The sequence below is a fragment of the Prochlorococcus sp. MIT 0801 genome, assembly GCF_000757865.1.
In the GTDB taxonomy this organism is placed as follows: Bacteria; Cyanobacteriota; Cyanobacteriia; order PCC-6307; family Cyanobiaceae; genus Prochlorococcus_B.
Genome location: NZ_CP007754.1, coordinates 1039975 through 1064422 on the forward strand (window position 1 = coordinate 1039975; position 24448 = coordinate 1064422).

Consider the following 24448-nt stretch of genomic DNA (forward strand, 5'->3'; position numbering starts at 1 on the left):
AAATCAACTAATTATTTATTGCCTATGTGGAATGAAAGTACCTTCTGGATAAAGTCTTGAGATCGCATTGAATCGCTTTGAGATATGACGTGCTTTATCAATGTTGACCTTTCGATTAAGTACTAAAACGTTATGAACCATCCACAGAAAAAAGCCAACAAGCCAATACCAAGATATGGGATGAGCCAAAATTTTTAAATATGAACTATTTTAAGATGGCAATTTTGACAGTTTTTTTCATAAGTATTTAAACCTTTTGTTATTACCCCAACATAAAATTAGATTTTCAGAGAAGATTATTCAAAATTATTACTCATTTCACTACATCAATAACATTGTTGGATTAGTTAGAGGAGTTAGACCTATTTATTAAAAATGGAAAGATTTGGAGTAAATGAAGCGACACTCATAGCCATTGAACTTATCCCTACAAGATTATTCATAGACTTTTCTACCATAATTGTTCACAGGATAAAGGAGTGTATTTAGGCCTCATATCGAGATTCTAAAAACTGATTGAACCATTGCAACAGCTAAAAGATTCTCTAGTGTTGTTTTTTAAAAAGGTCTAAAAATATGAGCTTTTCAAATGTCTCTCCATGCATATTGTTTGGCAGTCGTTCTCTTCAGCACTGCTAGATATAGAACAGTATGTAACACACTCAAGATAATCTTCAATTGGATCAACTTGTGCTTGGGACATTTTTTTAGCATCAATCGTATTCATAAATGTCTCCTACAATTAGGGTTAATCTATCCTTTCTTTTTATTTTTTTCTATCGGTATTACTTACTAACTTATAAGCATAAGAAATACTGATGCATGAATCAAAATTCAAATAAAAAACCAATGGCGGAATTGGGATAAATCATCGAATTAATAGCTCACAATAATAGATATAAAAAATACACCGCATTAAACCAAGAAAAGTCTGGAGGTAACTCAATCAAATTTAAAATAACATTTTTGCTACTTTCTCAACTTTATTTTTATTCCTATTCTTTCTCTAATAGATTTTATCGGAATCATATCTTTCATTTGATCATCAATTTGCTTTCTAATTAAATTTCTAACTAAATGGGAAAGCAAAACTAGAGTCAAAAGTGATAATAGAAGAGTCCCCAATGCGATAAATGAATAAGCATCCATTTTAAAGTTCTCTATATATTGCCCATTCATCACCAACATCACTGACTTCAGAAAGTAAAGCAACAGCTATGTCGGAGTAATCAGAGCGTTTAACAATAATCTCTTTACCACCGACATATGGATCATTGAATTCGGATTTTGACCGGCTAGCCTCTAACTGTTCAGATGGTGTCAAAACTTCAAGGATTTTAATCCATATCTCATCATCTGAAGCGAAAGGAGGAACAGCAAACTTGCTCGGGCCATTTTCTTTATTTTTATCCATATTTTTAATTCTCAGAATTAATCTCTTTGACTTCATTAATTAATCGCTGTTTTCGTTCAAGCGTAATAAATCCGAGAGATTCACACTCATTAATGTCTTGAATTGGATCAGATAGTCCATCGTGTTTCTCTAGCCATCCCTCAGTGCATCCTTTACACGCTAATTCATTTAATTCACTAGCCAATGACTTTGCTTTCAAGCTATCCATCAATAAAAATTTAAATACTTCTTTCTCTCTAGCTTACAGTCATTCAATAACTCAAGGAAAAATTAATACGCTTTAATCAACAAAATTGAAAATTAAAAAAATTGTACCCTGTTAATAGATAAGTGGAATCAAAAAAACAAGAAGCAAAAGGTAAAGAAAGGAGCTTATGCAGCTTCCTTTTTTAATTCCCTATAAATAGAAATATCTATAGGTCTATTCACATCGGATTGAAAATCAACAATGTCTTGATAAATCTCATAAGGTAAAGGATCCATTACGCATCTTGAATAACATTTGTTGTTGTCAATCTTTTTCAGTGAGAACCTGTTGCTTAGGCGTTTAAAGATAAACAATTTCACAATGCAACTTGAGTTAGTTATATCGTTAGAAGCTGCAATTGCAATACGCAAAACTACTAACTTTCTCGATTAATTGAGTGAGTAGTTATTACTAATATTATTTTTGGTAGTAATTGCCACTTCATATCATTTTGTAAAAAGAGCATTATCTAAATAGAGGATCAAACAAAAATGACTTTATCTCCAAATGAGATGACTCCATACATAAGAAAAATTCAACAAAAGTTTGATGAAGCTCAATCTTTTTTAGTGAGAAATGGTTTTCACCAAGCTACAAAAGGTCTCTTACAAGATATCCAAGATGCTAACGGCATAGATAAAAAAACAAGATAATATTCTCTTTGTACGACGTAATCGAAGACAACAAAGCTTTAGAAAGTCAATTAAAATGGTAGGCATATACATCCTCTAATATTCACTTACCCCACCAAGTCAACAGAAATCACTGTTTTAGACTTCAAGCTTAGCAATTTTTATTCAGAGTATTGCACTCATATGAATGCCCCAGAGCAACAGACGATGTTTAACAAGATGGCTGTTAAAACTTTTTATATCGGTGAATGTATAGGAGGCCCTAAAAGAGCAACGGTTATGTTTGAAGGACCAGAGAATGTTTTATATAATATTTTTCCCAGTCCGGAAACAAAGCCTATTGTTGGAGCCTATTGTCATATTTATGAAGGAACAAAAATTATAAGATTGATAAACAATAGTCCAAACTGCTAATTTCCCCGTGTTGAAATTTCTTATAAAATCGTATCTGGAATCATAGGTATTGAATGTTTTTTGCCGTCTGGGCTTACATAGATTTTCTCTTTACCATATTCTGTATCAACGATTTCTTCAAAATGAGTCCCCTCTGGAAGATGTAAAAAATATTTTTGTGCTCTGTTCATTTTATTAATGCAGCTATTTAAAAATAACTAGGATATTTCTCAACGACAACAAATTGATTGTTTTATGAAAGTTTTGTTAGCTAACTATTTAATATTTCTAAATCAGTTAATAATTTTCCCACTCTAGTTCCATTAACTCCTAGATCTCCACCACCATATCTTGATGCCGATTTGATTTGAATCTTCTTACCGATTTTTAAAATCTCTAAGTCATCTGGAAATCTGAAAATCAAACTACGACAAACCGCTTTCCAATAATTTTCATTACTCTCTAAAACATTGGTTCTAGGAAAATTCTGAGCAATCGAGACAAGTTGATCAAAGGTCCTGTCAACGTCCTCAAATTCTTTCTGAAAGAAAACACAATTCAGAGGGTTAAAACATGGACTAAGACCTGATTTAGTGTCTGTCATATTTCCTATGAGTTCACATATTGATCATGACAAAAAGTTTAACCTCCCTGTGGTCTTGTTTTTCCTAAATTTATTACTCACTGATGTCTAGTTCTCCCTACATAAAATACCCACGCAAAAAATATTCTTAGATTATATTTGTATAAAAATTTCCAGAATGAAACGGTTAGATAAAACAGGGATGATGCTTATTGTATTCAGTGTGGCATCGACACTTCCTTATCAGTTTCATTATCTTTCTTCTATGAGTTAAATCAAGTTAATCCCTCTCTCTATAAATAGTACTAATTAAAGGCCTTTTGATCAGAGGCGGCTTAGTTCCATATCCAATCCATATAAAACCAACAATTTCCTCTTCAAAGGGATTTATTTCTGCAATTTGATAGGTATTAGGATCAGTAGTGATTTTTCCTGTTGACCACTTGCAACCAACACCATCAGCTACTAGTGAAAGCGACAAATTTTGAATCGCGCAGGCACAAGCCGCATAATCTTCGAGTTTTTGAACTTGATTATCCGTACATATTTGAGTAGCAATAAGCAAATGGGAAGGGTTTAAAATTTTGTCTCTTATCTTTTTTAAATTAGATTCATCTATTGGCTTATCACCAAACTTAAGAGTCAACTGTAGTTGATATAAAAGTTCCCGTTTTTTCATCCCAATGTTGGTAAAGCGCCAAGGGAAAGTGCTTCTATGACAAGGCGCTTGATTAGCTGCAACTATTGACTTTTCAATTACTTCTCTCGGCACACTTTTGTTTGAAAAGATATGAATGGTCCTTCGTTTTTTAATTGCTTGAGCTATTTCCATGATTTTTTCTTGAAGAAATTAACTGAGGTGTACGCCATAACGAGATTTTCATGGCAATCTGACTAGAGAAATGAAAAAACAAAAGAAGTTTAATATACGACTACTAGATCTTAGCTCTAAAAAAACTATGTTTTGTACAAGAATTACTTGTTAAGCAAATTGATCAATAATTATTTAGAAGGTTTTGAAAATATGGAAACCACTTGTCCCATAGGTGTCTTGAACACGCGTTCGATAATTTCTCCATCAATCATAATTAATTTCGTATTCAAGGATCCCACAGGTACATTTACAGAATTATTTTTTAGAATATGCTTTAGCTCTGGGTACTGATCATTAGGTTTAAGAACATCTTTTAAATCAGGGTGCAGCTCTAAGATTGAGTCATCAAAAGCCCTGAACTTTCTCGTTAAGACCATAGTATTAGATAACTGTACGTACGACTTGTAACCTAATAAACTCTTGTCGTAAAGAGTATTTAAACTAAAATCAAACAAAAATTAATGAGACTTTAAATAAAAGCTATAATGGAAATTTCATACTAAAGAAACTTCACCATTAGCTCATAAATAAAACTAGTTGTTAGTTTCTTGTAGCATCAATTACTCGCTTTGCATGATGAGAAATAGACGTTACCTCAGTACTCCTATCATTTAATACTGACTGAGTAAAAACAGTAATGGCAGCAATACTCGGTGTAATAGGTAAAAACATAAACAAAGCCAACAAAGTATTTTTGGGCCTAAATAATAGTTGCATTAGTTTTTATAGCTCGAATAACATTCTCAACAACATTTAAGTAAGTTGCGTGTACGGGTTACCTAGAATAAAAGCTATTAATTTGACCTGTAATAGCATCTAAAAACTTTGGGCCTTTTCCAGAGCATTGAATAAATAGCTTCAAGCGCCTTTTGAGTTTTAGGAAGCTTGCAGCTAGGCCATGACTGTTGAGTAATCATCGTGATTATTTCGGAGTCATTTTTATTTCTACATCGGACACCACCCATAAAACCAGAGTAATAAAACTCAGACAAAAATACATACAACCAAAACTCTTTATCAGATGGATATTCGAAGAAAAATAAACACAAAAAAGAGGGAAGCCATTAAAGCCCCCCTCTTTTTTAATCTCCTTTAGATTACTTTTGGTATGTATTACCTCTGTAAGTTAAGGATGCTTGCAACTGCTTTTTAGCATCTGCTTGCCTTGATTTGTAGACGTTACTTCTGTAACTAAGTTCTACAACATCTTTTGGAGTAACTTCTTTATGCTGAAGATACTCTTTTCCTCTGTAAGTAAGAACAGTCATTGCTCTTTCCCGTAGTGCCCAAGACCCCGTTCCATGTCTCGAGTCTTACTGCAGCTTTGTTTTTAGCTGAACGTGTATTAAAACTAACAGAAATTTTCCTAAAATGATGTTCCTTGTGATACATAAGCAGTGAATTTTGTAGTATTTACCGAAATAGTTGCATTTCTTACTAAAAAGGAGCCTTTAATCAGGAAGATAAGTTAACTATTTTTCCTCCTCTTTTTCATTCTTAAACATAAACCAACCTGCCTCCTTGATTCCTATTTTTATAGAAATTATTCAAGCACCAAGAAAAAAACCCTAAAAAGCAAAAATGATCAGAGTAAATAAGTGCCAAACTCAGATTTAACGTTATTTAAAAAAATGGGTCAAATGATTCCTTACCACTTCAAGAAGGTAGACCATTTAGTAAACAAACAAAAGCCTCGTTATTAAGAGCGCAGTTTCTAAAGACAATATCACTATTAGATTAATCAAAAGAAGAACTGACAAAAGAAGCTTTGGGTCATCTATCTCCAATGATCTATTGATTTAGTTTTTTTTAATAAAACCAATGAAATAAAACTATTAATCCAGTATCTATAGGAACTTAAATAAGAGCTAAAAGAATGTATATGAAGTTATCAGTCTTATGAATAATTTTTTAATTCCCCTTTAAAAGGCCTACCACCCTTACTTAAATAATCCATATATTTATCAGACTCTCTGAGGTAATAATTTCTGCTTTGACCAATATATTGAGCTTCAATTAACAGATCAGTAACTTCAGGCAAAAAGGATTCAGGGATTAACTCGAGAGGGTTGATTGCATTAGGATTCCAATTCAACTCAGTCAAAAATAGAAACCAAATCGACTTGCACCTATTGAAATCAGATAAACAATCTGAATTCATATTATTCATTTATGAATTGGACTGATTGCGCTGCATGGTCGACTTTGTTTCTTGCCTCATCGATTGTTTTAGCCTTTGCTACAGCTACTCCCATTCGACGACCTTCCGTTGAGCTCGGCTTACCAAACATAAATAAATTTGTATCCGATTGACTTAAGGCTTTCTCAAGTCCCGTATAAGCCACGTCAGTAGTTTCATTGGAGGCCAAAATAACTCGGCTAGCAGAAGCATGGTGGCAAACTATCTCTGGAATTGGGATACCTAAAACAGCTCTAACGTGTAATTCAAACTCATTTAAATTTTGGCTAATCAAAGTCACTAAGCCTGTGTCATGTGGTCTTGGTGATAGCTCTGAAAAAATCACCTCTTCACCCTTAATAAAAAATTCAACTCCAAACAAACCTACACCACCAAGATTATCAGTAACACGTTTGGCAATCTTTTGAGCATTATCTAAGACACTTTCAGATAATTCAGCCGGTTGCCAACTACATTGATAATCACCATTTTTTTGCTCGTGTCCTATGGGAGCGCAAAATAATGTTTTTCCGTTAGATTGTCTAATAGTTAATAAAGTAATTTCAAAATCAAAATCAATAAATTCCTCTAATATAATTTTATTTGATTGACCTCTAGATTTTTCAATAGCCAAATTCCAAGCCTGGGCTAAATCATTTTTATTTTTAACTAAGCTTTGTCCTTTACCAGAAGAACTCATAACTGGTTTGATTAACATAGGATAACCAATTGTTTCTGCACGAAAATCAAGCTCAGATTCATTCATTGCATAACAAAATTTTGCAGTTCTTATATTTAAATCATTGGAAGCTAAATCTCTAATTTTATCTCTATTCATTGTTATTGCAGTAGCTCTTGCGTTTGGTATTACTGTAATATTTTGTTCGATTTCCTTTAATACATCTACTGCGAGAGCTTCTATTTCAGGAATAATAATATCAGGATTGAATTTATATATAACTTCTTTTAATTCAGAAGCGTTGTTCATATTAAACACTTCGAATTGATCAGCTATCTGCATCGCTGGAGCATTATTATATCTATCACATGCAATAACATGACATCCTAGTCTTTTTGCTGCAATTGCAACCTCTTTGCCTAATTCTCCACTACCTAAAAGCATTATTTTTTTTGGAAATAAATTCATAATGATATTTACAGGAAGATAATAGTATTAATTATTTTATAACTAAAATGTGAATTCTGGTGCAAAAAAAAGAGAACATAAGCAAGAAATTAACAAGCATCAGAAATCATGGATAATAAGCTCAGTAGAGCCAATAGAAAATAATTTCAAACAAAATCATATGAATATATTTCATAGGGCGTATTTAATTAAACTTAATTATTCAAAAAAAGACTTTACTATAGAAAAAAATGCGTTAAAAAAAATATACCTACAACTAAAGATGAGTAAAAGAACGAAAATTAAAGAATTCGTCAATTTAGATGAATACCCCGATTTAAAAACAGCAATAGTTCCTGCAATCAGAACTTTACCTAGTGGGTCAGTAAACACAAAGGTGATTATAAGTCGAGGTAGCGTTATTGAAAGGATCTACAAAACTCCAAGAGGAGAGCTCATATCCTTATGCCTAAATGATCAAAATAATGAAGCAGCGTAAGAAAAATTGACAATAAAGATGAAAAAAAGCTGGATTCATAAAAATTCTATTTATTTTCCCAACATATATCTGATTATAAAGCACCTATTAAGCCCTTTAATTTATATTATCCAATAAACAATCTTACAAATCCTTAAATTTTCAACATAAATGTTCCAATAGCGCTAACTTTGTGTGGCGTTATATGCAAAACTAGCTATTCTATCTTTACTAGAGAAAATATCGAAGTGAAAAGCAAATTAAAATTTAAACAAGGTATATTATTTGGCATTATCCTAGTAAATTTCTTACCTAACACAGTATTAGCATCCAACAATAAAATTAATAGAGTAAATAATTACCCTCAAATTTCTGAAAAAAAAATTAATATTAATTATGAAAACATAAAACATCTGCATGAAAATGGTGCAATTAGCACAAAAGAAGCAAATAAATATATAAATGAATCGTCAGGAAATTTACAACAAGATTTCATCACGAATCAAAAAAATCTCAATAACGAAGAACTTATTATAAAAAATAAGAATGAGTTAAAAAAAGGTAGGTTAGTAGCAACAGAATCAGACTTAGAACTAACACTAAAATTAATAAATATTGAAAACCTAAAAAGTTATGATATTTCGAAATTAGAATCAGGCTGGCAAATAATTATCAACCTTCCAGAAGATATTATTATTGATCGCTCCAAGTTTCATAAAAAAAGTAAATATTTTTCAAACATAAAAATAGATCAATTAAATAAGTCACTTTACATAATAAAATTAGCCGAGAATTCAAAATACAAGATTAATAAACCAATATTAAATAAAGGGGAAAAATTAGAATTTAAATTTATAATATCTCCATTAAAAAATAAAAATTCCTTCAAATTTCCATTCTTCAATAGATTAAAAAGGACAGAATCGCCATTTAACGAACAAAATGAAGCAAAGGCTCCACCTCTTGGTGATATTGCAGTTGGTAGTGTAGTTCTTAAAAACAGAGGATTTATAAAATTAGAGGGTCCAGAAGTAAGTTTAACTTTGAACGACTCATCAGCTAAAGATGCATTGATGAAGCTTGCAAAAATGGGTGGATATGGATTGGTTCTAACTAATAATGAAGAGAGCAAAAAAAATAATATCAACAATTCGGAAAATAAAGCAAATGCCGGACCCAAAGTAACTCTTTCATTTGATAACGAGGATTATTCCATAGCCTTTAATAGCATTTTACTTGCTTCAGGATTGCAAGCTAAACGAAGCAATAATCTTATTATTGTTGGTGAAAATGTTATCGGAAAGAGTTTTGGTCCGCAATTGTCTAAGGTTTATAGACTAAATCAGTCATCAGCATCATCAGCAGCAGATTATTTAGCAAGCTTAGGTGCATCAATTAGCAAGGTTGATACAATTGCTGGAGCTTCTAATAAACAAGGAAGTCCAGATAGCAATACTAAATCTTTCAAATATATAGATACATACTCAGCTTCAACAGGACCACTAATTGGACTAACAGGTACAACTGATTCAAGATTACAAACAATAACCTTAATAGGATCATCAGAACTAATTTTTATAGCTGAAAAATATTTAAAGCAACTTGATCTTAGGCAAAGACAAGTTGCGCTATCTGTCAAAATACTTGATGTTGAGTTTACTGATAGTGACTCTCTGAATAATGATTTTGCCTTTAGATCTGGGAGTACATTTATTGTAAATGAATCAGGCAAATTATTTAGTGCATTTGGAAATTTTATCCCTCCAAAATTAAGTACGACAAGTCCCTCACAATCTAAATCAGTTACTGAAACAATGACTACAGTAGATGGAATGACATCTACTGAATCTTCAATTGCTAAGGCTATAACTACTAGCGTTACACCTAACCCTGGATTTCAATATACAGCTAATGAATTATATAATTTTTTAGTAGCTCAAATAAAAAAATCAACAACTAAAGTTCTAGCAAATCCAACTTTGATTTTAAGTGAAAATTCAGAGGCTATAAAAGGAGGAGCCGAAGTAACCGGAGATGAAGGACTTGGTCAAGCGACAATAGGAAGACCATATGCAAATGAATCATTTGTCACTCTTGGAACAAAAGTCATTACTGACTACAAAACGTCTACAAGTAAAGAAGGTGGCTCGACAAGTTGTGAGGCTTCATTCTCTACTGCGGGTTTAACATTTGGTGCCAGAGTATTTAAAATAGACGATAATGGCTACGTTACATTTTCATTAAGTCCAGAATTAACATCGATTTCAGAAATAATAAATATACCTGGTTGTGGTGCAATAAATATTCTAAGTGTGAGGCGTTTAGATACAGGAACTTTACGAGTAAAAGACTCTCAGACATTAATTTTAACAGGTGTTATATCAAACAGAGATTCAAAGGTCGTAACGAAAACCCCCATATTAGGAGACATTCCAATACTTGGAAGAATATTTAGATCAAATGCAGGTAGTAAAAGAAAAGGGGAATTAATAATTCTTGTTACCCCTAGAATACTAAACGATTCAGTATCAAACACATCAGAAGTCGGCTTTGATCCAAGTAATGAAGAATCAAAAAATTTCCTTAAAAACAAATGAAATACAATTCACGTTATAAATTAGATCTACTATGGGAAAGAAGAAATAAAAGTAGCAGTACTCAACTTACATTTACCAATACAAAAAAACTTCGCAAATTGGGTTATTATGGTGGTTGTTTCATTGCAGGAATAGGAATATTAATTTTTTCATTAGGCTTATTTCATACTTATAGAAGAATAAAATTTAAAGAAAAATTAGCTTTAGAATCAAAAGAATATCAAGTATTAAAAAGCAAATTTGAATTATTAAAGAAGGAAGTTAATATTATTTATAGTATTAATAATCGAATCGCAAAAGGTATTATTGGAACTAGGTCTGGTTCATCATTATTATTAGAGTTGCAAAGAATATTGCCAAAAACCACTCAGATAACATCAATCAGAGTAAAAGATAATAATCTAATATTGACTGGCAAAGTAAAAGAACCTTATGGACTTGACCATATAAATTCATTTAAAGTTCAAATTTCAAATTCGTTCTTAATTAATGATCAATCAGTTTTTTTGTCAAGAATAAGTAGATCAGATCAAAATAAAAACAACCTAAATTTCCTTATATCATCAAAATTCTCAAATCCATCTACATCAACAATATTAGATAATTACGAAAGTCTTAAAACCTATGGACTACTTAAACGTGTTCAGTTATTAAAACAAGAGGGTCTAATAAAATGACAAATTTATCCTCTAATAAACTAAAAAGAAAGTTTATTACACCTGAAAGAACACTACTATTCACGCCTATATTAGTTGGTTTAATTATTTTTGTATCTCTAATGACATTTGCCTTTAGGCCTTTAATAAAGAAATTAAACGTAGAAGAAGCAAAGATCAAAACATATGAAACTAAGGTTTCATACATACCAATCTACAAAAGATATATTAAAGATATCTCTAATGTAAGAAATAAGGTAAGCAATCAGCAAAAGAGATTAGTTGACTTAATTTCTGATCCAAATGAATTAGATACAATACTCGCTCAAATAAATAAACTTTGTATAAAAAATAATATAAATATACTTTCTATTATTCCTCAAGAAATAGTTAACCAATCAAATAGTAAAGATAAAAATGATCCTTTTTTAATCCCTAAAGTAGAGAAACATGTCTTCAAAATTAATTTAGAAGGTTCATTTAATGGTCTAATTGATTTCCTTAAAGATTTAGAACTACTTCAGACTATTGTAATTTCAGATAATATTAATATACTTGTATCATCTGATAATACAAATAAAATTAATGATAAAAACACTATTAATTTAAGAATGAGTTTTGACTTAAGTACTTATGCAAGAAAAGGATCAATAAATAGCTTTAAACAAAATAATAAAAATTTATAATTAAATGTTATTTTTCTATGTTGGTATTGGATTCGGAATGTTCACCACAATTTTTGCAATGCTTCAAACTTCAATGATTTTAAATAAAAAAGTATATATAAATGATAAAAAATTGTTAGATCCAAATGAATTCAATTTGAGGAAACCAAATGATAAAAAATTTCTTCAACTATTAAATGAAATGAGTGGTGTATCACTTGGTTCGGGTAATGAAATATGTCAGAATATAAAAAATGGATTCACAGATAAATTAGATACCAATTACACTATTCTATCTAAATACTCAGAATTGAATATTTATGAACCTGGAATTGAATCAAATACTAATCATTCAAGATTTATCGGTGGGTGTGACTTAGTAAAAGATTCACATCGAGTTATTATAGTCCCGAACTCTACAGATATAAATACATACAACTTATATTCGTGCATAATTAATACAGAACCTAAATGTATTTTTGAATTATCTAATTAAAAACTGATGATAACCTCATTTATTGGCATATTAATATCATCAATGGCAATGACTGCGCTTATATTGTCAATTCAGTCAATTGAAAAGTCCTATAGAAGAGCTGGAAAACACTCATTAACAAAATATGAAATTGACATAATAAATACAGCAGGTTTAAATACAGATGAGAATATAAATCTTTTAAAAAAAGATATTGAGAATCTTCCAAAAGAGTATTGATCAGTTATGTTTAAAAAGAAAAAACAAAATATATTAAATGGAATAAATTTTATTAACAAGAGCAGAGGAATGTCATTGGTAGAATTTATTATTTCAATAACATTATTATCACTATTATTTACGATTTATGCTGGTTTCGTTGAGGTCGCATCCAGGTTTACAAATAAACAGGTAACTAATTTAGATCAATCAAATGGACTCCTAATAGATCACCACTATATGTCATTGACATTAGACAAATATATTAATTTTCTATCTCAACCAGGTATAACATCAAATGATATTGATATTATAAAAAATAAAACATTTTCTGGGCTCCCTGTTGGATGTAGCAGATCTCCAAATATTGAATGGAATATACCAGTAAGTACAAAACCGATAGCTGGAATTGACTGGAAGCCTTCTAATGCTGGCTATGTAATTTGCTTAAAATCAACATCTATTAATGAAAGTTCTTTAGAAGATTTAATCTCTAAATCACAAGGTAATATGCTTAATGCTCAAACAGGTTTATATTTCTTGTTAGCCCTACCAGATGAAGTATCATTTAATGCATTACCAATGCGAAAACTATTCTGTAGGCCACATCCATTCTGTTAATTATCATGGCATTAGAACTTACTGAAAATGAAACTTTTTTTGGATTAGATATATCTATTTTTAAAAAACAATTTTTCGCATTTAGGAGAGAAATATCTAAAAGGTATTTCTTACTTGAATTTGGAACTAATTATTTAAAATATGGTGAAGCAAGAGTTACAAATGATCAAGTATTTTGTACAAAAATCAATCATATTTCTATAGATCAAGATGCCATTGAAAGAGGAACACCTAAGGATGCTGAAAAAATGGCATCATTTCTTAGACAAATAATTGATGAAGAAAAAATTTGGGCTCGTCGTATAGCAATTACACTACCACCAGAGGCATCTTTAACAAAGCTAATTTACCTACCAGCAGAACTAAACCACTTGGGAGCTAAAGAATATGTAAGCAGCTCATCATCTGGGTTTCAATTTCCTATATCTTTAGAACAAACTGATTTTGATCTTATACCCATTAACAATCTTCCCCTGAACATAAAAAATAATAGTAGAGCTTATTCACTTAGTAGCATTCCAAAGAAGCTTATAGACAACGTTATTAATACATTAGAAAAAGCAAATCTGGAATTACATTCTCTTGATATCGCATCATCATCACTTGAGAGATTAGCTCTATCTACAATAGAAAATTTAGAAGAAAAAGAAGTTTTTATACTTATAGAATTAACAAATGAATGTAGTCATTTTCATATAATTTGTAAAAGCGGTCCAATTTATATTTCTTCGCTTGCTGCTATAAAACCTTTTAATCTACTTGAGAATTATGAGGGTGAAGATTCTATCGAAGAGGCAATAATCAATAGTAAAGATTATTTACCAATTTCAGAAATGGATCTTAAGGTTCTTTTTGCAGAAATAAAAAGAGAAATCGATAATTTTCGTTCTGCATATTCACTAGAAATATCCGAAATCAAACTTTCTGGTATAAATAGTAGTCATCCAAATATTAAAGATTTTTTTGAAAAAAAATTTAAAATTACAACTAGTATTTTAAGATCCTTAACATCTCAAGATATAGGTGATATAAATCTCTCAAAACCAATATGCATGCAAGATCTAAATAGAATGATAGGACTTGGATTAAGTATTATACAAACTGAAAATAGTGATCTTCCTAAGTCGAACTTGAAAGAGATAGATATACAGACTATTAGTAAAAATTTAAATAAATCTAACAATGATATTAGTAAATTAAAAATCGATAATAATAATAAACTGACTTCAAATCCAAACTTATTAAATATAGAGAATTCAACTAATAATACAAACAAGGGAGCAAGTGATAAATCATTTGAGGAATATATTGAAGATACTAATAGAAAAAATATTAACAAATTATCATTTGAAGAATTTTTAGAATTGAAGAAATCATCAAATAAAACTAATCAATCTTTTCTAGAACAAGCTTCTAAAAAATTTAATAATAACAACGATGTTCTTAAAGAAAATATCAATGAAGTAATTAACAAAACTATGGTTCAGAATATAGATACTCTTATTAATAAAGATTCTTCATTAGATATTAATAATAGCAAAATAGAAAGGACTGAATTAAATAAACCTAAGAAAGAAATCAATACAAAAGAAGAGCAAGAAATAAAAAATAATACTATTAACTATAATTCAGAAAAAATTAATACTATTCTAGAAGAATCAAGTAAACTAGATAGCAACAAAGAAATAAAAACTAAATCAGATTCCAAAGAACCAGTAAACAACGAAAATGAAATTAATAGTTTCAATGAAATAGTAACCTCAGAAGATATAAACAAAGAATTAGATTTTAAGAATAATAAATCTAATGAATTAGAATTAAAAGAAAGTTCAGAAAGTAACAAAAATACATCGCAATCATTACCATCAAAAAATAATGAAGATATAAATAATAATACGGATTTTAAAATGCCTGAAATCTAAATAATTAATTAACCCATCACATTAATCATTTTGAACATTGGTAAATATAAAGAAACTACAATTGTTCCAACTATTCCAGCTACAACCATTATCACCATTGGTTCCATAGCTTTTGTTAGAGATGAAACAGCTTCTTCAACCTCTCTTTTATAAAAATTAGCTAGATTTTCTGTCATAAATCCTAATCTCCCAGTTTCCTCCCCTATTTTCAACATCGACTTTACTAATTTAGGAAAGACATCATAACTATCTAATGAGGAAGATAACTCTTGCCCTTCTTTAACTTTTTGAATGCCATTAGAAAGACATCTCTTCATTCGATCATTTGAACTCGCTGAAATGCACCTTTGAATTGCTTCAACAAGAGGTATTCCAGAAGCAATTAAAGTAGATAATGTTTCACATAAGGAGGCTACTTCTGAACGTAGAATCAATGAGCCAAAAAGAGGGATTTTTAAAATTAAACTATCAACACGAAATCTTCCTGATCTAGATTTATAATATGAACTAAATAAATAAGATGTTATTATTAGAATAATTGGCGTAAATATAAAAAATTGTATTGAAGTTACAATTTGAGATAATGTTAGCATAAATTCTGTTATTGCTGGTAATTCTGCTCCCATATCAGTAAACATTTTATCAAAGGTAGGTACAATAAAAATTAATAATCCAAGGCTAACAGTTAATGCTAATACAAGAATAATTACTGGGTAAATCAATGCTCCTTGTATTTGGCTTTTTATCTTAGCTTGTTGTTCAATAAGAGAAGCAATTCTGTCTAAAATTTGATCAAGAATACCTCCTGCTTCACCTGCCTCAATTAATCCAACTGTTAAAGAAGGGAAAACCTTTGGATATTTTGCAAAGCATGTTGATAATTCTTCTCCAGCACTCAATCTTTTAGATATCTGAACTTGAAGAGAGCTAAATTTTTGATCTCTAGTATTTTCAGAAAGTAATTCAATACCTTGAGCTAAAGGAACACCACTTTGAATAATTACAGCTAATTGTCTAAAGAAAACTAATAAATCATTCTGAGAGACCTTGAAATCTTTTGGATTGAATTTAACATTTGATTTTTGTGATCTTATATTTGAATTATTCAATCGAGAATAATCACTTAACTGATTTTCACCATAGGAAGGCATAGTTGTTTAATTGTTAATTAGGGCTTTTGGATTTGATGCTTTACTTAAACCTTCCTCTAACGAAATAATATTGGAATCAATCAAATCCTTAAGACATTGTTCTAATGTATTCATACCATCCTTACTACCTGTTTGTAATTGTGAATATATTTGACTCACTTTTCTTTCTCTAACAAGGTTTGAAATCGCGGGAGTATTGATAAGTAATTCATATGCAAGAGATCTCTTTCCAACATTATTTTTGCAAAGAGTTTGAGACATAATTCCTAATAGAGATGTTGAAACCTGGAGTCTTGCTTGTTCTTGCTGATCCGCTGGGAATACGTCTACAATTCTCTCAACTGTTTTTGCGGCAGAGGAAGTGTGAAGAGTTCCCAGTACTAAATGACCAGTCTCAGCTGCAGTTATAGCAAGTTGTATTGTTTCCAAATCTCTCATCTCACCTATATAAATTATGTCAGGATCTTCTCTTAATGCCGCTTTCAAAGCCGAAGTAAAACTTTTAGTATCTCGTTTAACTTCTCTTTGATGAATTATTGAGTTTTGAGAATGATTAAATTCAAACTCTATAGGATCTTCAATAGTAAGAATATGTCTCTTTTGTGTTTCAAGTATGCAATTAATAAATGATGCCAAAGTAGTAGATTTACCAGAGCCAGTGGGACCAGTACATAGGACTAAACCTCTATGTTTTGTAGTCAATTCAATGAATGGTTTAGGTAAACCTAAGTCTTGCCATTTTGGTAATTGATCAGGGAGAATTCTCAAAGTGAGACATCTTTTTTCATTTGCAATATATGCATTAATTCTTATTCTTGAGAGTCCGTCTAGGCCAATTGAGGTATCTAAATCTCCTGTTTGATTGTATTGATCTAATTTTTCCTTGTCCAAAAGCTCACTAAGGAGTTGATCCATATCATTCTTACCAAGTATTTTATCTACTAATTGAATATCGGAATTTACTCTGATTGCAATTTGAGAATCTTCTTCAAGATGAATATCAGAAGAATCATGTTTTATCGCATATGCAACTATTTGTCTTGCTACAGACATAGTAAATTAAGTATATATATATGTAATTTAATTATGATCATCATTACAGATTTTGCTTAATTCTGAAACGGTTGTAATTTTGTTCTCTATAAGCTTCACAGCGTAAGACTTTAAAGTAATCATTCCTTCTGAAACAGCAATTTCTTCGATCTCTTGGGTAGAAAGTTGTTTTTTTATAGCATTTGAAATAGGTCTTGTAATTCTTAACAACTCATAAGAACCAACTCGTCCCTTGTAGCCGATACCATTACATCTATTACAAAGAATTCCTTCTTTTTTTCTTTGACTTTTCTCTTCAGCTGTTAAACATGTCGCAACTCTTACAGGAGTACCTCTATTTAAACCTGTAAAGTCTGCTTCTTCAATAGATAATGGTCTTTCAACGCTACAACTTGGGCATACTTTTCTTAGTAGTCTTTGAGCTAGTACACCTCTTAGAGAAGCCGTTAACTTATATGGAGGAACTTCCATATCTAATAATCTTGTTAAAGAAGTAGAAGCACTATTTGCATGCAAAGTAGTAAAAACTAAATGCCCTGTTTCAGCAGCATCCATTGAAGATTCCGCTGTTTCAGGATCTCTAGTTTCACCAATTAGAATTACATCTGGGTCTTGGCGAAGAAAAGTTCTTAACAGATTTGCAAATGTTTGACCTTTTGCTCTAAGTACAGGAAATTGTTGAATATCTCCACCCATATCATATTCAATCGGATCTTCAGCAGTCACTATATTTAATTCTCCATTATCTTTCTCTCTCAAAGCTGAAGCCAAAGTAGTTGATTTTCCTGATCCAGTTGGACCAGAAACGATAACAATCCCATTCGCTTGATTAATAATTTTTCTAAATTGTGATCTAACATTTTCATCTTGAATAAGTATATCCAGATCAAGAACATCAGTATCGTTATTTAGATACCTAAGAACCATTTTTTCACCATATTTTCCTGGAGCCGTTGAGCACCTAAAATCAAGAGAATTACCTTCCCAAGTCCTTCGAATTTTTCCATCTTGTGAAGCTCTTTTTTCAGCTATATCCATCTTGGCCATATTTTTTAGACAAGCTGTTAATTTTAAGCCAGGAAGTTTAGGAATGGATACATAACTTTGAAGAACTCCATCTCTTCTAATTCTAATTTTTATTTGTTTTTCATGAGGCTCTATATGAATATCTGATGCTCCTTTCTTACAGGCATCTATCAAAACCGTGGCAGCTGCTCTTTGAATTTTATTCCCAAGCATTTCCGTAGATAAATCTATTTCCTCAATCTCTATATCTTCATCACTATCATCAAAATCAAAACCAACAACTTGATCAGACGAATCATCTACAGAAACATCTAGTAGAGTTTGAATTACATCGTCTTCTGAAAAATCATAATTTTCTAAACCTTCACTATTAAATATCCTTTCTTCTGAGGCTTGATCCAACAAAGATTGAATTTTGTCGGGAGCTAGTTCTATAAATGCACATTCATATCCATTACTTGCAATTCTTTGCTTAATTGTATTTCCAATAGTTCCAAGATATGAGATATTACCAACTGCTATTGTTATTACTTGACCTTTAGGGGGTAGACTTGGCTCAATTTTTAAAGGTACAACTACATTTTCTCTACACCATTGAAGAGATAAATGTTTATCAATAAGAGATCTTATTTGAGTGACTTGATAGGTATCAGACATAAATATAACTACATCTTAAAAGCCCATACAGGACCTATACCCGCTTCCATGACAGAGTGGATCATTTGATAAACCACTACCTTGTTTACACCACATATTAATAAGAAATTTCGGTCCATCTGATTTAGCTAAACATTGAGCATGCGTCGGACAATCGCCTGCACAATTATTGCCTCCCCCACCATTGCCTCCACCACCATTGCCTCCACCACCATTGCCTCCACCAGTATTAGCACAATTAGAATTATTGTATTCACTTTCGGTGGTGTATTGAATTTCATCGCACATCCAGAAGGTTTCTCCACAAGTGCCTGGACCTGGATGAGGACCATATTTCCCATCATGAGCTTTTGGGTTGGCCAATCTTGCTTCATTTCTATTGAAGGAACATTCATCTTCTTGTTGTTGAATTATTTTGGCTTCATTAGCACTAATACATGCATTCATGTCATCTTCATCATTTTTTTTATCGCCTAAACAAAAATAATATGTTACCTCGGGTTGACCTGCTCTGACACAACTATTTAACTGACTACTTGACATTGCTCCAGAAAATTCAGTGGCTTTCTGTGCAAGGATTGCAGCACTACATTCCTTGCCTAAATCTTCTTCCTGTTTTTGTTTATATTCATCTTCATTAGAAACAATATCTCCTTTGTATAACCAAGTCTCAACTGAGCAATATTCAGTAGAGCATGTGGCAAGAGTACATCCTTGTGTATCAATACTTACATCCCATCTATTTCTTAATCCTGAACCTTTAGGAGGACCTAATCTAAAATTACTAAAGTCCGTTTCACATTTTTTAGATTTTTTATCATACTCTTTTTGATACGCCCACTTATCTTTTTGAAGTTGACTTGGTCCACAATTAGGACCACCCCATCTTTTACATCTATTAAGGCTAGCTTGATTATCTGCTGGGTCAGATATTTTTGTAACTTGATTATTGGAAGTAATTTCATATCCCATTTCAAACAGAATTTTTTCATCAGAACTTATAGGTGTTATATAAAATTCTGAACATTTATCTTTATCAGTTTTAACTTTATATCCTGTTGGTGAAAGTCGATTGTTATCTATTACAGATGAGGGAGGACTAACTGTCTCTGGGTCAGTTCCACTTCTTGTTGAAGCAAGACATTCGATAAGAGAATTATTCATAATTGTCATTGCCTCATCAATCTTTGCGAGTTTTGTCCATTTTGTAATATTTCCTATACCTAATGAACCTAAAATTCCAAGTATTAGTACTACAAAAGTTAATTCTATTATAGAAAACCCCTCTTCTGAACTAATCAGATGAGGGGGTTTCTTATTAATAGTTTGTATTAAATTCATCAGAAATTATTAACTAATTTCTAACTACCAAACTGAATTTCTACATCCTCTTTCCACAGCATCACCACTAGCAGTACATGTTTTAGCCCCAGTGCCAAGGTTGTATACAAAGCTTGGATATTCAGCAGTATTCTCTGAACGAATTTCCATTAAACCAGAACTAGTACAAGTTAGTGGTGTTACAGATGTTGATCTTGTCAGAGTTCCTTGGCCTTGATTGTTGAAAACAGTTTGATACCAACCAGCTCCATTTTTGGTACCGTCTCTATATCCATCCAAACTTATCGAAGGAATGTAAGTTCCTGAACCTTGGTCAGCCATATTTGCTGCACATTCTTTAACAGTTGTAGCAAGAGTAGTAGCAGCAGCAGCAGCTCTTGCTTTACTAGCAATTTTAGTAAACTGTGGAATTGCAATAGCCGACAAAACAGCTAATACAGCAACAACAACAACAAGTTCAATTAGAGAAAAACCTTTTTGACCTGGTTTCAAAGATAAAACCTTTTTAACTTTTGAGCTAGAAAGGTAATTTTGCAACAAATTCATTAGAAACTAATAAATTGATATATTACATATACTTTATATATATCTTTCCCATTAGACAACTAAATGAAATGAATCATGATTCATTTATATTCTCAGTTTCAAAAAGTTTAATTTCAGCTGAATTCTCTTTATATTTGAGTCTTAATACTCTTGTATCAATATCAATACCTTCTACTACCCAACCATTTGGCAATAAAGAAGTACTCTCTCCTCCTATATCTCCGACCTGAACTGTTCCTGATTGATCATTGTAAGTAACAAAAACATTTATCACGTCATTCTCTGCTATTTGACCAGTAAATTTAAAGCTTTCTGGAATTACCAGTACATTTCCCTCGATTACATCAATAGGTAGAAATGGATTATTTCTTCCTATTGAAAGATTGTCTATTAATTCTTCAGAAGATTTTAGATTTTCTAATTCTGGAACATCTGTTTTTTCAGGAATAGAAGAAAATTCATTCGGAAAAACAGGTGGCTTTATTATCTCTGATAAATTTGTATTGTTTGAAGAGCAAGAGCTAATCAGAGGAATAGTTAAGAAAAGAAGCAATAAATAATGCTTGTTAATAATAGAAGAATCCTTAATCAAGTATAAAAATGATAACTTTATTTGATATTACCAATAAATATTCAATTGTCAGAATATTATAAATATTAGTAATTTAGTTAAAAAGACTTAAACATTTTTAGTTAAAAAAAGATATTCTCAAAGATATTTCCACCATAAAATATTTCCAAGTGATTTAATCCAGAATTCGTCACCAAGAATCCATACTAAAAAAGTTGAAACACATATAAATGGTCCAAAGGGAATATAATCTCCTCTTCTAATTAAATTTAAACATAATGCTATTACTGAATAAACTGCACTAATTAAAAATGATAAAACAATAGTTAATTCTAAACCAATTGTTCCAAGCCATGCTCCACACATTGCAAATAGTTTAATATCACCACCTCCAAATGCAGGTTTATTGAAGGCAACGAAAACTACCTTACTAAAAATAAAAAATCCAATTATTGAAAAAATATAGGCAAAAAAATGATCTTCTAGTTTGACACTGTTGTAATCAAAATAGAAAAACTTTGTAATGAGAATTAGTAAAAAACCAATTATTGATCCAGAAAAAGTTAATGAGTCAGGAAGAATCATCTCATCAATATCAATTACCGTAAGAACAATTAAGTAAGAAACTAGAATCCAGCTAGAAACCAGTAAAAATAATTCATAGGAAAGATTGTTATAAAAATTTCGATCATAAAAGCATAATAGAAATAAAAAAGATGTAATTATTTCAATCAAAGGATATCGAAAAGGAATAGACAAGTTGCAATATCGGCATTTAAATCTTAAAAACAACCAACTAAGGATAGGAAATAAATCAAAAAAACTAAGTTTTTCTCCACATTTAGGGCAATAACTTCTTTTAAGAATATAAGGCTCTAATTTCGGGAGCCGTAATATAACAACATTTAAAAAACTTCCTACACAAGCTCCAAGAATTAATACAAATAATCCATGCATGATATTTATATAGAAAATTGATATCAAAATATATTAAAATTATATATCAATGACTAGTATGCTTAAAAAAGAGAGTAAAGACTAGCTAAACATAAAATAATTTTCTTTAAGGAGAATGGTATATAGACAATCAAAACAAACTCAAATATGCATAAAAAAATATTTAATTTCTTAATTCTCAGAATTGAATTTAATATTAATATGATTATACTGGAATTAATTATTATAGTAAATAACAATCCAGCTATTAATTGGTTTGTTTTTAAACCAAAAAAAGGGTTTAAAATAAAATCACTGAAGATAAATATATAAGAAATTATGATGGACTCAAATGGATTTAAGACTTTAAATCCAAATGGGCTAATCAATGGTAAATAAGGAGCTATTGTTTTCTTAATCATTTTCATAATAAAATATTTAATTAAATATAATAAACTCAACTGTTAAAACATAATATAGGATCATCTTGTATTTCTTCAGTAGAAAAAGAAAAGCTACTTTCAAAGCAACATTACATACTGAAATATGTTTTATTGAAATCTGAACTTAAACTATCAATGTCATCCAAAGATGAAATCCTTTCTATTGGAAAGCTTTTCCTCCACAGAGAGAATTGACTCATATCTAGAGACAATCCAAGCCCGACTTTCTGTTTATAACACCAACTGGAAATGCCTATAGATGCAAAAGGTTTTTCTAGACATGTGGTCCTCAGGAGATCTTCTATTGAAAAGCGTCGAAATCACAAAGGTCGACAAATTTGAACTCTTAGGTTGAACTTCAGCAATATGCGTTTTCGCTCTTGGCTCAAAATTTACTTGTGAAGGGACTCAAAACGATGAGCTTTTGACAGACACTTCGATTTATAAAAAATTGAAGAAAAATGGAAAGTAGCATGGATGCAAAGAGTTTCAGGTCAATCAGATATCTCATTATGGAACGAATAATTTATATTTCCTTCTTAATGGTTAAGTATTCGTAAATTCTATTTATATTCTTACGCCTGAAGTAATCATTCAAACATAGAGATAATTTAAAAGAGAAACAGTAATTGTCGTAAATGCAAGAAAAACCCAATGTTGAAGAATTAATTGCAGATTCTATGGTAATGCTCTTGATTAGAGCAGAAAAATTACCTCAAAGAGAAAGGTTGGCAATTACTCAAGAATTCAGAGAATGGCTTAATGGTAATTGCAAAATTGAAGATATACTGATTCTAGATACAAGAATTAAATAGAATAGCTACATAAAGTTGATAATTATCACTGTTAGTTAATTAATATTTGAATAATTATTCACCCAATAATCACTTTAAAGTAATTTAAAGGGTAAGACTATACAATTCCTGGAATGATCCAGCCTGTTATTCCGTAGTTAATCACAGCTGCAAAGAAGCCCATCATCGCAAGGCGGCCATTCATTTGCTCGGCTGTTTTCCAGTAGTTAGTTTCTTTGTTCATTACACAACACCTGGAATGATTTGACCTGTTGTTAGATATGCACCGATGAGTGCCCAGCATCCAACAAATGCTGCGTAACCATTGAGTCTTTCAGCAATTACTTTGCCTTCTTCTACTCTTGGAGTTTCAGTCGTTTGTTTTTTCATTAAACAACACCTGGGATAAGTTGACCGGTTGTTAGGTAGATACCTGTTAGTAGAACGAATGCCATCATGGCTGGTCTGCCGATGCTTCTTTCTAGGATTGTTTTGTTAGATGGTTGCATTGTTATTAGTAGTTATTGGTTTAGAAAATTCCAGGAATGATTTGACCTGTTGTGAAGTATGAAACCAAAAGACTGACCATTCCGATCATTGCCCAACGGCCATTTGTCTTTTCTGCTTCTTCTGGATAGCTGGTGTAGTCCTCTACAAGCTGTGGCTGTGTTTCACGGCCAAAGATGTTTTGCTTGCCGTACTCAGTGATTACCTGAGAAGAAGATGAACTTGTCATTACTGAAATTGCGTTGATGTGAATGAACATAAAGTATTAACTTTGTTGATCAAAGATACGGTCGGGTACGGCTTCTTCTCATCCTTAATAGCTCTAAACCTCAAACACTAAAT

The 24448-nt window shown here is 31.1% G+C and carries 32 protein-coding genes and 1 pseudogene; 12 read left to right on the plus strand and 21 right to left on the minus strand.

From position 1 onward, the window contains the following. Positions 1-1150: 1150 nt before the first annotated feature. Complete coding sequence (locus EW15_RS05575; protein ID WP_038652964.1) at positions 1151-1414, minus strand: hypothetical protein; 264 nt, start codon at positions 1412-1414, stop codon at positions 1151-1153. A 4-nt stretch (positions 1415-1418) separates the two neighbouring features. Beyond that, positions 1419-1622 carry a hypothetical protein gene (locus tag EW15_RS05580; RefSeq protein ID WP_225866515.1) on the minus strand — a complete coding sequence of 68 codons (204 nt, stop codon included), beginning with the start codon at positions 1620-1622 and terminating at the stop codon, positions 1419-1421. Between the two features lie 530 nt (positions 1623-2152). On the opposite strand from EW15_RS05580, the gene EW15_RS11175 reads away from it, so the two are divergent. Together EW15_RS11175 and EW15_RS05585 are read left to right on the plus strand one after the other, a co-directional pair. Further along, positions 2153-2314: a hypothetical protein gene (locus tag EW15_RS11175; RefSeq protein ID WP_197049639.1), complete on the plus strand. Its 162-nt coding sequence runs from the start codon at positions 2153-2155 to the stop codon at positions 2312-2314. Positions 2315-2392: 78 nt separating this feature from the next. Then, a complete protein-coding gene (locus EW15_RS05585; protein WP_038652970.1) occupies positions 2393-2707 on the plus strand; it encodes a DUF3764 family protein in 315 nt (104 codons plus the stop codon). A gap of 20 nt (positions 2708-2727) precedes the next feature. Here EW15_RS05585 and EW15_RS11180 read toward each other — a convergent pair whose 3' ends face one another. From EW15_RS11180 to purT, 8 genes are all read right to left on the minus strand, one after another. Next, positions 2728-2877 (minus strand): hypothetical protein, encoded by a 150-nt coding sequence (locus EW15_RS11180; protein ID WP_197049640.1) that lies wholly within the window; start codon positions 2875-2877, stop codon positions 2728-2730. Positions 2878-2957: 80 nt separating this feature from the next. Next, positions 2958-3290: a DUF1499 domain-containing protein gene (locus EW15_RS05590; protein WP_038652974.1), complete on the minus strand. Its 333-nt coding sequence runs from the start codon at positions 3288-3290 to the stop codon at positions 2958-2960. A gap of 259 nt (positions 3291-3549) precedes the next feature. Then, positions 3550-4101 carry a nitroreductase gene (locus EW15_RS05595; protein ID WP_038652977.1) on the minus strand — a complete coding sequence of 184 codons (552 nt, stop codon included), beginning with the start codon at positions 4099-4101 and terminating at the stop codon, positions 3550-3552. A 582-nt stretch (positions 4102-4683) separates the two neighbouring features. Then, positions 4684-4860, minus strand: a complete 177-nt coding sequence (locus EW15_RS10820; RefSeq protein ID WP_156095750.1) for a hypothetical protein — start codon at positions 4858-4860, stop codon at positions 4684-4686. A 77-nt stretch (positions 4861-4937) separates the two neighbouring features. Next, positions 4938-5135 carry a hypothetical protein gene (locus EW15_RS10505; protein ID WP_225866516.1) on the minus strand — a complete coding sequence of 66 codons (198 nt, stop codon included), beginning with the start codon at positions 5133-5135 and terminating at the stop codon, positions 4938-4940. A 105-nt stretch (positions 5136-5240) separates the two neighbouring features. After that, positions 5241-5411: a DUF4278 domain-containing protein gene (locus EW15_RS10510; RefSeq protein WP_071841053.1), complete on the minus strand. Its 171-nt coding sequence runs from the start codon at positions 5409-5411 to the stop codon at positions 5241-5243. A 629-nt stretch (positions 5412-6040) separates the two neighbouring features. Then, a complete protein-coding gene (locus EW15_RS05605) occupies positions 6041-6247 on the minus strand; it encodes a hypothetical protein (protein ID WP_225866517.1) in 207 nt (68 codons plus the stop codon). 58 nt (positions 6248-6305) lie between these two features. Next, the gene (gene purT, locus EW15_RS05610) at positions 6306-7469 is read right to left on the minus strand and encodes a formate-dependent phosphoribosylglycinamide formyltransferase (protein WP_038652986.1); all 1164 of its coding nucleotides are present in this window, start codon (positions 7467-7469) and stop codon (positions 6306-6308) included. Positions 7470-7518: 49 nt separating this feature from the next. On the opposite strand from purT, the gene EW15_RS11435 reads away from it, so the two are divergent. From EW15_RS11435 to pilM, 8 genes are all read left to right on the plus strand, one after another. Beyond that, positions 7519-7947 (plus strand): hypothetical protein, encoded by a 429-nt coding sequence (locus tag EW15_RS11435; protein WP_225866518.1) that lies wholly within the window; start codon positions 7519-7521, stop codon positions 7945-7947. A gap of 227 nt (positions 7948-8174) precedes the next feature. Beyond that, positions 8175-10523 (plus strand): type II secretion system protein GspD, encoded by a 2349-nt coding sequence (locus EW15_RS05620; protein ID WP_052041173.1) that lies wholly within the window; start codon positions 8175-8177, stop codon positions 10521-10523. After that, a complete protein-coding gene (locus EW15_RS05625) occupies positions 10520-11200 on the plus strand; it encodes a hypothetical protein (RefSeq protein ID WP_038652988.1) in 681 nt (226 codons plus the stop codon). The genes EW15_RS05620 and EW15_RS05625 overlap by 4 nt, the downstream gene beginning before the upstream one ends. Beyond that, positions 11197-11865 carry a GspMb/PilO family protein gene (locus EW15_RS05630; protein WP_038652991.1) on the plus strand — a complete coding sequence of 223 codons (669 nt, stop codon included), beginning with the start codon at positions 11197-11199 and terminating at the stop codon, positions 11863-11865. Before EW15_RS05625 ends, EW15_RS05630 begins: the two co-directional genes overlap by 4 nt. A gap of 4 nt (positions 11866-11869) precedes the next feature. Next, positions 11870-12340 (plus strand): hypothetical protein, encoded by a 471-nt coding sequence (locus EW15_RS05635; RefSeq protein WP_038652994.1) that lies wholly within the window; start codon positions 11870-11872, stop codon positions 12338-12340. Between the two features lie 6 nt (positions 12341-12346). Next, a complete protein-coding gene (locus EW15_RS05640) occupies positions 12347-12559 on the plus strand; it encodes a hypothetical protein (protein WP_038652997.1) in 213 nt (70 codons plus the stop codon). A 6-nt stretch (positions 12560-12565) separates the two neighbouring features. Beyond that, on the plus strand, positions 12566-13159 hold the full coding sequence (locus EW15_RS05645; protein WP_038653000.1) for a prepilin-type N-terminal cleavage/methylation domain-containing protein: 594 nt from the start codon (positions 12566-12568) through the stop codon (positions 13157-13159). A gap of 5 nt (positions 13160-13164) precedes the next feature. After that, a complete protein-coding gene (gene pilM / locus EW15_RS05650; protein WP_038653003.1) occupies positions 13165-15081 on the plus strand; it encodes a type IV pilus biogenesis protein PilM in 1917 nt (638 codons plus the stop codon). An 8-nt stretch (positions 15082-15089) separates the two neighbouring features. Here the strand turns inward: pilM and EW15_RS05655 are convergent, their stop codons facing one another. From EW15_RS05655 to EW15_RS05685, 7 genes are all read right to left on the minus strand, one after another. Beyond that, the gene (locus EW15_RS05655; RefSeq protein ID WP_038653005.1) at positions 15090-16232 is read right to left on the minus strand and encodes a type II secretion system F family protein; all 1143 of its coding nucleotides are present in this window, start codon (positions 16230-16232) and stop codon (positions 15090-15092) included. A gap of 6 nt (positions 16233-16238) precedes the next feature. Further along, complete coding sequence (locus EW15_RS05660) at positions 16239-17285, minus strand: type IV pilus twitching motility protein PilT (protein ID WP_038653008.1); 1047 nt, start codon at positions 17283-17285, stop codon at positions 16239-16241. 27 nt (positions 17286-17312) lie between these two features. After that, entirely contained in the window at positions 17313-18968 is a 1656-nt protein-coding gene (locus EW15_RS05665) for a GspE/PulE family protein (RefSeq protein ID WP_038653011.1), read from the minus strand. A 15-nt stretch (positions 18969-18983) separates the two neighbouring features. Next, positions 18984-20309, minus strand: coding sequence for a type II secretion system protein (locus EW15_RS05670; RefSeq protein WP_038653014.1), 1326 nt, complete (start codon positions 20307-20309; stop codon positions 18984-18986). A 24-nt stretch (positions 20310-20333) separates the two neighbouring features. Further along, on the minus strand, positions 20334-20855 hold the full coding sequence (locus EW15_RS05675) for a prepilin-type N-terminal cleavage/methylation domain-containing protein (protein ID WP_038653017.1): 522 nt from the start codon (positions 20853-20855) through the stop codon (positions 20334-20336). 73 nt (positions 20856-20928) lie between these two features. Further along, positions 20929-21408, minus strand: a complete 480-nt coding sequence (locus EW15_RS05680) for a hypothetical protein (protein ID WP_197049641.1) — start codon at positions 21406-21408, stop codon at positions 20929-20931. 156 nt (positions 21409-21564) lie between these two features. Beyond that, positions 21565-22383 (minus strand): A24 family peptidase, encoded by an 819-nt coding sequence (locus tag EW15_RS05685; RefSeq protein ID WP_052041174.1) that lies wholly within the window; start codon positions 22381-22383, stop codon positions 21565-21567. Positions 22384-23085: 702 nt separating this feature from the next. Between EW15_RS05685 and EW15_RS11440 the strand changes: the two are divergent. Both EW15_RS11440 and EW15_RS11185 read left to right on the plus strand, forming a co-directional pair. Next, positions 23086-23330, plus strand: a pseudogene (locus EW15_RS11440) (DUF3804 family protein). 113 nt (positions 23331-23443) lie between these two features. After that, positions 23444-23620, plus strand: coding sequence for a hypothetical protein (locus tag EW15_RS11185; RefSeq protein ID WP_197049642.1), 177 nt, complete (start codon positions 23444-23446; stop codon positions 23618-23620). Between the two features lie 97 nt (positions 23621-23717). Here EW15_RS11185 and EW15_RS05695 read toward each other — a convergent pair whose 3' ends face one another. Genes EW15_RS05695 through EW15_RS05710 form a run of 4 tightly spaced genes read right to left on the minus strand, consistent with a single transcriptional unit; the run spans position 23718 to position 24335 of the window. Then, positions 23718-23843, minus strand: coding sequence for a chlorophyll a/b-binding protein (locus EW15_RS05695; RefSeq protein WP_011294605.1), 126 nt, complete (start codon positions 23841-23843; stop codon positions 23718-23720). Beyond that, positions 23843-23989, minus strand: coding sequence for a high light inducible protein (locus EW15_RS05700; RefSeq protein WP_038653026.1), 147 nt, complete (start codon positions 23987-23989; stop codon positions 23843-23845). Before EW15_RS05700 ends, EW15_RS05695 begins: the two co-directional genes overlap by 1 nt. After that, entirely contained in the window at positions 23989-24108 is a 120-nt protein-coding gene (locus tag EW15_RS05705; RefSeq protein WP_011294968.1) for a high light inducible protein, read from the minus strand. The genes EW15_RS05700 and EW15_RS05705 overlap by 1 nt, the downstream gene beginning before the upstream one ends. A 20-nt stretch (positions 24109-24128) precedes the next feature. Beyond that, positions 24129-24335: a high light inducible protein gene (locus EW15_RS05710; RefSeq protein ID WP_038651323.1), complete on the minus strand. Its 207-nt coding sequence runs from the start codon at positions 24333-24335 to the stop codon at positions 24129-24131. Positions 24336-24448 lie beyond the last annotated feature (113 nt).

Coding starts and splice junctions, on each gene's coding strand:
- EW15_RS05575 (WP_038652964.1), bottom strand. CDS start 1,414: ATGGATAAAAATAAAGAAAATGGCCCGAGCAAGTTTGCTGTTCCTCCT.
- EW15_RS05580 (WP_225866515.1), bottom strand. CDS start 1,622: ATGGATAGCTTGAAAGCAAAGTCATTGGCTAGTGAATTAAATGAATTA.
- EW15_RS11175 (WP_197049639.1), top strand. CDS start 2,153: ATGACTTTATCTCCAAATGAGATGACTCCATACATAAGAAAAATTCAA.
- EW15_RS11180 (WP_197049640.1), bottom strand. CDS start 2,877: ATGAACAGAGCACAAAAATATTTTTTACATCTTCCAGAGGGGACTCAT.
- EW15_RS05590 (WP_038652974.1), bottom strand. CDS start 3,290: ATGACAGACACTAAATCAGGTCTTAGTCCATGTTTTAACCCTCTGAAT.
- EW15_RS05595 (WP_038652977.1), bottom strand. CDS start 4,101: ATGGAAATAGCTCAAGCAATTAAAAAACGAAGGACCATTCATATCTTT.
- EW15_RS10820 (WP_156095750.1), bottom strand. CDS start 4,860: ATGCAACTATTATTTAGGCCCAAAAATACTTTGTTGGCTTTGTTTATG.
- EW15_RS10510 (WP_071841053.1), bottom strand. CDS start 5,411: ATGACTGTTCTTACTTACAGAGGAAAAGAGTATCTTCAGCATAAAGAA.
- purT (WP_038652986.1), bottom strand. CDS start 7,469: ATGAATTTATTTCCAAAAAAAATAATGCTTTTAGGTAGTGGAGAATTA.
- EW15_RS05625 (WP_038652988.1), top strand. CDS start 10,520: ATGAAATACAATTCACGTTATAAATTAGATCTACTATGGGAAAGAAGA.
- EW15_RS05630 (WP_038652991.1), top strand. CDS start 11,197: ATGACAAATTTATCCTCTAATAAACTAAAAAGAAAGTTTATTACACCT.
- EW15_RS05635 (WP_038652994.1), top strand. CDS start 11,870: ATGTTATTTTTCTATGTTGGTATTGGATTCGGAATGTTCACCACAATT.
- EW15_RS05640 (WP_038652997.1), top strand. CDS start 12,347: ATGATAACCTCATTTATTGGCATATTAATATCATCAATGGCAATGACT.
- EW15_RS05645 (WP_038653000.1), top strand. CDS start 12,566: ATGTTTAAAAAGAAAAAACAAAATATATTAAATGGAATAAATTTTATT.
- pilM (WP_038653003.1), top strand. CDS start 13,165: ATGGCATTAGAACTTACTGAAAATGAAACTTTTTTTGGATTAGATATA.
- EW15_RS05655 (WP_038653005.1), bottom strand. CDS start 16,232: ATGCCTTCCTATGGTGAAAATCAGTTAAGTGATTATTCTCGATTGAAT.
- EW15_RS05660 (WP_038653008.1), bottom strand. CDS start 17,285: ATGTCTGTAGCAAGACAAATAGTTGCATATGCGATAAAACATGATTCT.
- EW15_RS05665 (WP_038653011.1), bottom strand. CDS start 18,968: ATGTCTGATACCTATCAAGTCACTCAAATAAGATCTCTTATTGATAAA.
- EW15_RS05670 (WP_038653014.1), bottom strand. CDS start 20,309: ATGAATTTAATACAAACTATTAATAAGAAACCCCCTCATCTGATTAGT.
- EW15_RS05675 (WP_038653017.1), bottom strand. CDS start 20,855: ATGAATTTGTTGCAAAATTACCTTTCTAGCTCAAAAGTTAAAAAGGTT.
- EW15_RS05685 (WP_052041174.1), bottom strand. CDS start 22,383: ATGCATGGATTATTTGTATTAATTCTTGGAGCTTGTGTAGGAAGTTTT.
- EW15_RS11185 (WP_197049642.1), top strand. CDS start 23,444: ATGCAAGAAAAACCCAATGTTGAAGAATTAATTGCAGATTCTATGGTA.
- EW15_RS05695 (WP_011294605.1), bottom strand. CDS start 23,843: ATGAACAAAGAAACTAACTACTGGAAAACAGCCGAGCAAATGAATGGC.
- EW15_RS05700 (WP_038653026.1), bottom strand. CDS start 23,989: ATGAAAAAACAAACGACTGAAACTCCAAGAGTAGAAGAAGGCAAAGTA.
- EW15_RS05705 (WP_011294968.1), bottom strand. CDS start 24,108: ATGCAACCATCTAACAAAACAATCCTAGAAAGAAGCATCGGCAGACCA.
- EW15_RS05710 (WP_038651323.1), bottom strand. CDS start 24,335: ATGACAAGTTCATCTTCTTCTCAGGTAATCACTGAGTACGGCAAGCAA.